The sequence below is a fragment of the Aeromicrobium sp. genome (assembly GCF_049586495.1).
Lineage (GTDB): Bacteria > Actinomycetota > Actinomycetes > Propionibacteriales > Nocardioidaceae > Aeromicrobium.
In genome coordinates this window covers 1-5,627 of record NZ_JBAVCB010000018.1, presented here as the reverse complement: position 1 = coordinate 5,627, position 5,627 = coordinate 1, and the positions used below count along the sequence as shown (strand labels likewise).

Here is a 5,627-nt window from a genome sequence, read left to right as displayed (position 1 = left end):
TGCGACAGGCGCCGCGGGCACGCGGACGCCGCGATCATCAGGCGGGTGGTCATCTCGATCTCGTCGAGCGCAGTGTCGTCCAGGATGGAGGCCTCGAAAGGTTCCAGCATGGGTGCTCCTGAGATGGTCGATGGGCGCCCGGAGGCAGGCGGCCTTCATCCTTCAGAGTAGGTGCCGAACCCCGGCAAAAACAGTCACACCCGCGAAATGGTTCCGATGGACTACCGGGACGCACCGGTCTGGTCGGCGCAGCGATGGGCCACACGGCAGACTCGTGACATGACCACCTCACGGCAGCACGCCCACCGCCGAAGCCAGGTCCGGATCGGCGCGTTCCTCGCCGTGGCCGCCCTGCTCGCGGCGGCCTGCAGCAGCGCCGAGGAAGCCGTCAGCAACAAGGCTGCCGAGCCCGGCCGTGCGCCAGAGGTCTCGACGAAGGTCGCCGGCGAGTCCGTCCGGGTGGGCGACCTGCCGCAGGGCATCGTCTATGACGCGACCTCCGATCTGTTGGTCGTGGCCGTGCGCAACCCGTTCCGGATCCTTCTCCTCGACCCCACGACGCTACGGGTCGAGACGTCGGTGCCGATGCCGGGCAAGGTTCGACACCTACAGCTGGCCAAGCCGGGCGGGCCAGTGCTGGTGCCGGTCGAGAGCGCCAATCAGATCATCGAGGTCTCGCTGCCCAGCGGCGAGGCGCGCGTCACCGACGTCGAGCGCCAGCCACATGACGCGGCAGCGATCGCCAATGGCGATCTCGTGGTCGGCAACGAGTTCAGCGGATCCATCTCGGTGGTGCGCGAAGGAGTGGTGCGCAAGACCTTCGACGACCTGCTGCAGCCCGGCGGGGTCGTCACCGACGACAACACCGCGGTGGTGATCGACGTGAAGGACTACTCGGTCACGACCTACGACCTCGACGACATGGTGCGCGTCGACCGAGTGCAGGCCGGCGCCGGCCCGACCCACGGAGTCATGCTGAATGACGGTCGGCTGGCGGTGACTGACACCCGCGGCGGCGACGTGCTGATCTACGACATCGACCCGCTCAAGGAGGTGGGCCGGATCGCGCTCGGCGACCGGCCATATGGCATCACGGTCGACACCCGGACCAACCTGGTGTGGGTCACGTTGATCACCAAGAACGAGCTGGTCGGGCTGGACCTCACTGAGGACATCCCCAAGGTGGTCGCCCGCTATGCTACCGAGAGGCAGGCCGACACGGTCGCGGTCGACCCGGGCAGCAAGACGCTGTGGGTCACCGGCACTGCCGAAGGTCTCGTGCAGCGCATCGAGCGCTGACGCCGTCTACGCCAGGGCGAGGAAAAGCTTCTCCATCTTCTTGGCATCTACGCCGTCGGGACCGTCACCGTCTGTCAGGCAGTGCTGCATGCCGGTGGCGACGATCGCGTAGCCGGCGCGCGACAGCGCCTTGTTGACCGCTGCCAGCTGGGTGAGGACCGACTCGCAGTCCGAGCCCTCCTCCATCATGCGGATCACGCTGGCGAGGTGTCCGTTGGCGCGCTTCAAGCGCGTGATGATCGCCTTGATCTCCGCGGGCTCGAGGCTCATCGCGTCGGTCTCAGGCATCCGAGGTCTCCACGGCTTTGAGGGCGTCGCTCAGGCGAGCACGTGCCTCGCCGGCGATGTCGCGCAGCTCGGACGTCGCCTTCGGCGACATCGAGATCATGACGTCGGGGTCGAAGGCCTCGATCACCGTCTGACCGCCGTCGGAACGGACGACGACGTTGCACGGCAGCAGCGCAGCGATGGAGGGGTCGACCTGCAGAGCCGCATGGGCGAGCTGCGGTCGGCAGGCGCCCAGGATCACCTGCGGCTCGATGTCGACGTCCAACTTCTTCTTCAGCGTCGCCTTCATGTCGATCTCGGTGAGCACGCCGAACCCAGCCTCGCCGAGCTGCTCCTTCACGAGAGCAACTGTGTCGTCATAGGACTTGTCGGTGCTGATCTTCATCGTCAGGTCGGTCATGTGTTCTCCTCGCATCAGCGGCGCCATGCAGCGCCCCACCCTCGACTATACATCCCCCCGGGGGGATATGCTAGTCTCATTCGCGAACCCCCACAGGGGTTCTTCCATGCCCACTCCCGACATCCCGGAGAGCCCATGACCACCACGACCTCAAGTCGCGCCACGCCGCCCGACACCCAGCCGCACTCCCGGCCCGGCCCCCTGGGCCGACTCGGCGTGTGGGTGACGCATCACGCCCGGATCGTCACGGTCGCCTGGCTCCTGCTGGTCGTCGGCCTCGGCGCGTTCGCCCCACAGGTCGAGAAGAATCTGTCAGGTGCCGGATGGCAGGCGGACGGATCAGAGTCCGTGGCCGCCCGCGAGCTGGCACGCACTCACTTCGGCGGCAACGCCTCCTCGGCAATTCAGGTGGTCGTCCACAGCGAGGACGGTCCCGTCACCGAGGGCGCCGGAGCCACCGTGCTGGCCGAGGCCACCTCGATCCTCGAAGGTGACGCACGCATAGCCGACATCGTGCCGCCGACCCCGGGAGCGACGCTGTCCGCCGATGGTCAGACCGCGATCGTCCTGGCAGGCGCCGGGGCCGACACCAACGAGATGGTCCGAGCCGCCACTGACCTGAAGGAACCGCTGCAGGAGCTCTCCGGCAACGGCGTCCAGGTCAACCCCACGGGTTCGTCGTTGCTCTGGTCGGACTTCAACGAGGCCAACCTCGAAGCCATGCTCAAGTCCGAGATGATCTCGTGGCCCGTGACCTTGGCGATCCTCGTGCTCGCGTTCGGCGCGCTGGTCGCGGCCGGACTCCCCCTGCTCCTGACGCTGGCCGGACTGGTCGCCTCGGCCGGGTCGCTGGTGCTCATCAACGAGCTGATTCCGGTCTCCATCTGGGCGATGAACTTCGCGATGATGTTCGCCCTGGCCCTCGGCATCGACTACGCACTGCTGATCGTGGCCCGCTATCGCGCAGCCCGCATGGGTTCAGGGCTTTCCGCCCGCGATGCCGTCGCCGAGACGATGGACACCGCCGGCAAGGCGGTCCTGCTCTCCGGCATCACCGTCCTGGTCTCGTTGTCGGCCGTGATGCTCGTACCCTCACCGTCCTTCCGCTCGATGGCCGGCGGCATCATGCTCTCGGTCGTCTTCGTGCTCGGCGCCACGCTCACGTTGCTGCCACTGGTGCTGGCGAAGCTGGACCACCGCATCAACAAGTTCTCGCTGCCGTGGTCAAAGGCCGGCGAGCACCGCTCTCCCACGTTCGCCGCCTGGGGTGAACGCCTGTGGCGTCGCCCCGTCGCGTGGGGTGCTGCCTCGCTGGTGATCCTGGTGGCCCTGGCCGCACCGGTCGTGGGCCTGCAGACGGCCATGCCGTCGATCAAGGTGCTGCCCGAGGACGCCTCGGCGCGAGTCGGCTACGACCGCGTGCAAGAAGCCTTCGGACCCGGCGCGCCCGGAACGGTGCAGATCGTCGTCGACGAAGCCGATGCCGCTGCGGCAGGAACGATCGCTGCAGACGACCCCGGCATCGCTGCCACCATGCCAGCGCAGTCAGCCGGCGACGGTTCCGGCCTGGCCATGCTGCAGGCCGTCCCGAACGTCGATCCATCTGATCCGGCGCTGGGAGAGACGGTCGACCGACTCCGGGCCGACCTGCCTGAATCGGCGGTCATCGGCGGAGCAGCGGTCGAGAACCTCGACCTGAAGTCACAGCTCGACACGTCGACACCCCTGGTCATCGGCGTCGTGCTCCTGCTCGGCTTCTTGCTGCTGCTCCTTGCACTGCAGGCGCCGCTGATCTCCCTGCTCGGCACGCTGGTGAGCCTGTTGTCGACGGCTGCGGCCTTCGGCGTGGCCCGCCTCGTCTTCCAGGAGGGCTGGGGTGCCGGCCTGCTCGGATTCGAGAGTCAGGGTTTCCTGGATGCCTGGGCACCGGTGTTCTTCTTCGCCATGATCTTCGCGATCGCGATGGACTACACCGTCTTCCTGCTCGCGTCGGCCAAGGAGCACTACGAGCGATCGGGAGATCCGCACGAGGCGATGGTGGGCGCGTTGGCGCACTCCGGTCGAGTGATCTTCGCCGCCGGCGGCGTCATGGTGGCGGTGTTCTTCACCTTCGCCCTGTCTGGCCCGTTGCCACCCAAGGAGATGGGCGTCGTGCTCGGTGTGGCCGTGCTGCTGGATGCGTTCCTGGTCCGTCTGGTGCTGCTCCCGGTGCTGCTGCGCCTGACCGGACACGCCGCCTGGCACGTCCCGGCCTGGCTGAAGCGCGTGCTGCCGAACATCACGTTCGCGCACGGCTGAGCGATGGGCTGCTAGACCTGCTGCGGCTCGGCCGCGCCCGTGACGAACCATCCGAACGGGCGCGCCGGCCACAGCCGGGAGGCGTAGCGGGTGCGCAGATCCGGCACCACGAAGCCTGCAGCCACCAGTTCGGCCGGGATGTCCCGGTCGAGGTGGCAGCCTCCCGCCAGTCGGCCCCAGGTCGGCTGGATGCGGCGCTGCACCCGAGCGACCCGGTCGCTCGGGGCGAGCGAGTGCTCGACGAAGTGCAGGCGTCCCCCCGGGCGCAGCACACGGCGCACCTCGGCCAGCGCGCTGGACAGGTCAGGAATCGTGCACATGGTCCAGGTCGACACCACGGCGTCGACGCTCGCGTCGGGAACGTCGAGGTGTGCCCCGTCCAGGCCCGCCCGCTCGACCGGACGACCGAAGGACGCGATGCTCGTGCTCGCCTTCTCCCAGGCGACATCGGACGGCTCGACGGCAAGAACTCGATCGACGGTCGAGCGGTAGTGGGACAGGTTGGTGCCGGATCCGAAGCCCAGCTCCAGCACGTCGCCCTCGGCGCCGGCGGCCACATGCTCGCGCCAACCGCCGGTCACCCGGTCGCTCAGGGCAAGGTCGACCAGGTGCGGGACGACCCGCTCGTCCCACTTCACGGCGATGTCCATGCAACTCAGTCTCCACCCACGCGTCAGCCGCGCAGGTCGCGGCGGCGGTGAACGAGCACCGAAAGGGTGGTCAGGACCACGAAGCCGATCGCGAGGACCGCGGCATCGGACACGTCGATCCCGTTGACGAGCGGGTTCTTGCCCGCGAAGTAGTACCAGGGACTGATCCGGGCCGCGTCGGCGATCGAGTCGATCAGTGGCGCGAACGCACTGATGACGAATGCCAGCACGGCCAGCCCCGCTGAGATCGCTGAGCTGAGTCGACGGTCTCCCGTCGCAGCGCCGACGACCGCAGCCACTCCCCCGAAGAACAGGCCGAGCAGTCCGAGGTGCACGCACGCGGCGACAATGCCGCTTGCGGTTAGTCCGAGATCGCCGATGGCGGAGCCAGCAACCATGCCGATCGCCAGACCAGCCACCACGGCGAGCGCGTGCACGGTCATGGCTGTGACCTTCGCGAGCATGAAGGTGGTGCGAGACACCGGCGTAGACAGCAGGACGCCGAGCGTCTTGTCCTGCTCCTCGCCGGCAACGGCTCGCACCATCGAGATCACAGCGACCGCAATGATGCCCATGGGGGCGACGGCAGACAACGTCTCGGCGTTCATCCAGCCTTCGGGCGTGGTCATGTCGGCGCCGGCGAGCACCTTGCCGATGGTGTCGGAGAACGAGGTCGGCAGGTCCTCAAAGGT

The 5,627-nt window shown here is 67.9% G+C and carries 6 protein-coding genes; 2 read left to right on the top strand and 4 right to left on the bottom strand.

Annotation, left to right across the window (positions count from 1 at the left end):
• The first annotated feature begins 279 nt into the window (after window positions 1-279).
• Window positions 280-1,299: a YncE family protein gene (locus WB508_RS00925; RefSeq protein ID WP_423842992.1), complete on the top strand. Its 1,020-nt coding sequence runs from the start codon at window positions 280-282 to the stop codon at window positions 1,297-1,299.
• A gap of 6 nt (window positions 1,300-1,305) precedes the next feature.
• Here WB508_RS00925 and WB508_RS00920 read toward each other — a convergent pair whose 3' ends face one another.
• Together WB508_RS00920 and WB508_RS00915 are read right to left on the bottom strand one after the other, a co-directional pair.
• On the bottom strand, window positions 1,306-1,587 hold the full coding sequence (locus tag WB508_RS00920) for a metal-sensitive transcriptional regulator (protein ID WP_423842991.1): 282 nt from the start codon (window positions 1,585-1,587) through the stop codon (window positions 1,306-1,308).
• A complete protein-coding gene (locus WB508_RS00915; RefSeq protein ID WP_423842990.1) occupies window positions 1,580-1,987 on the bottom strand; it encodes a DUF302 domain-containing protein in 408 nt (135 codons plus the stop codon). Before WB508_RS00915 ends, WB508_RS00920 begins: the two co-directional genes overlap by 8 nt.
• Before the next feature lie 135 nt (window positions 1,988-2,122).
• Between WB508_RS00915 and WB508_RS00910 the strand changes: the two genes are divergently transcribed.
• Window positions 2,123-4,285 (top strand): MMPL family transporter, encoded by a 2,163-nt coding sequence (locus WB508_RS00910; RefSeq protein ID WP_423842989.1) that lies wholly within the window; start codon window positions 2,123-2,125, stop codon window positions 4,283-4,285.
• Window positions 4,286-4,296: 11 nt separating this feature from the next.
• Here WB508_RS00910 and WB508_RS00905 read toward each other — a convergent pair whose 3' ends face one another.
• Together WB508_RS00905 and WB508_RS00900 are read right to left on the bottom strand one after the other, a co-directional pair.
• Entirely contained in the window at window positions 4,297-4,935 is a 639-nt protein-coding gene (locus tag WB508_RS00905; protein ID WP_423842988.1) for a class I SAM-dependent methyltransferase, read from the bottom strand.
• 23 nt (window positions 4,936-4,958) lie between these two features.
• Window positions 4,959-5,627: ABC transporter permease (locus WB508_RS00900; RefSeq protein WP_423842987.1), on the bottom strand; the 669-nt coding region annotated here is incomplete at its 5' end.